The sequence below is a fragment of the Vibrio sp. 1874 genome (assembly GCF_033344395.1).
Lineage (GTDB): Bacteria > Pseudomonadota > Gammaproteobacteria > Enterobacterales > Vibrionaceae > Vibrio > Vibrio alginolyticus.
In genome coordinates, this window is record NZ_JAWPOR010000060.1 from 1 (window position 1) to 1688 (window position 1688).

The 1688-nt window shown below is 44.7% G+C and carries 2 protein-coding genes; both read right to left on the bottom strand.

What is annotated here, in order from left to right:
* Positions 1-127 precede the first annotated feature (127 nt).
* Positions 128-526, bottom strand: coding sequence for an 8-oxo-dGTP diphosphatase MutT (mutT, locus tag R8N46_RS24495; RefSeq protein WP_005461225.1), 399 nt, complete (start codon positions 524-526; stop codon positions 128-130).
* Positions 527-601: 75 nt separating this feature from the next.
* The coding region (locus R8N46_RS24500; protein WP_318189688.1) for an SEC-C metal-binding domain-containing protein at positions 602-1688 on the bottom strand (1087 nt) is incomplete at its 5' end.

The following is a 1688-nucleotide window of genomic DNA, read 5'->3' on the forward strand; positions in this document are numbered from 1 at the left end:
GATTGCAATACGAACCATTGCGCTTTCTCTCCTTCTCTGGATAACGAGGCTTCTCGTTCTCTTTCGTTTCGCTGAATCTTTTTAAACTAACAACATACTGTGTTAACCACAAGCACGTTCATTGGGCTTAAGCGAACTCTTTTACGACACGTTGTAAGATCGGCACGTTAGCTTCAGGGAAGGTGTAATCCCCTAATTCACCAACTGCGACCCAGCGCCCTTCTTGACCTTCTCGACCATAAGGTTCGTTCTCGAACTGAGAGACGGTAATAAAATCAAATTTTAGTGACTTATCTGGGTAATCGTATTCAAGGTGTTCAAACGGTGCTTGTTCAATCACTCGAATCCCCACTTCCTCTTCAAGCTCACGAACCATCGCTTGTTCAACTGTTTCTCCTAGCTCGACTTTACCGCCCGGAAACTCCCAAAAACCACCTTTATGTTTATCATCAGGACGTTTAGTAATAAAGATTTGCGACTTATCTTGATTGAAAATGATCGCTGCAACAATGTGAATTCTTTTCATGGATATTTACCTAGGATCTATCGATACAAAAAGAGCCGCCTAAGCGACTCTTTCTTATTAAGTTATCAAGTTAGATTAATTGATCTGACCGTGACACTGCTTGTATTTCTTGCCACTACCACATGGACAAGGTTCGTTTCGACCTACTTTACGCTCATCACGAACAACAGGTTGATTTGAACCCTCAGACTCTTCACCATCAGCCAACTGATTTTCCGCAGCTGCATGCTGAGCCTGCGCACGACGAGCAGCTTCTTCTGCTTGTGCACGACGTTGCTCTTCCATACGCTCAACTTCTTCTTGCTGTTGAACGCGGACACGAGACAGAACAGTAATAACGTCAGTCTTTAGCGCTTCAAGTAAACCTTCAAACAATTCAAACGATTCACGTTTGTACTCTTGTTTCGGGTTCTTTTGTGCGTAGCCACGTAGGTGGATACCTTGACGCAGATGATCCATCGCCGCCAGATGCTCTTTCCAAAGCGTATCGAGTGTTTGAAGCATCACTGATTTTTCGAAGTTACGAAGCACTTGTGCACCCACAACTTCTTCTTTCGCTTTGTATACTTCAACGGCTAGGCTGATAATCTTCTCGCGCAGCGCTTCTTCGTACAGTTTGTCGTCTTCCTCAAGCCATTGCTTGATTGGCGCGTCTAGATCGAAATCTGCTTTCAAACGTTCTTGAAGACCTTCCACATCCCACATGTCTTCTAGAGATTGTGGTGGAATGTATTCGTCGATGATCGCTGTGAGCACATCTTCACGGTTTTGTTCAATCATGTCGCTGATATCGTCAACGTTCATGAGCTCATCACGCAGTTCGTAAACCACTTTACGTTGATCGTTCGCCACGTCATCGTATTCAAGAAGCTGTTTACGGATGTCGAAGTTGCGACCTTCCACTTTGCGTTGTGCTTTTTCAATAGAACGAGACAACATCTTAGATTCGATTGCTTCGCCTTCTTCCATACCGCTTTGAATCAAGCTTGCCATACGATCTGAAGTGAAGATACGCAGTAGTGAGTCTTCCATCGATAGGTAGAAACGAGATGAACCCGCATCACCTTGACGACCAGAACGGCCACGTAACTGGTTATCGATACGACGAGATTCATGACGCTCAGTACCGATGATGTGCAGACCACCAGCATCTAAAACTTGA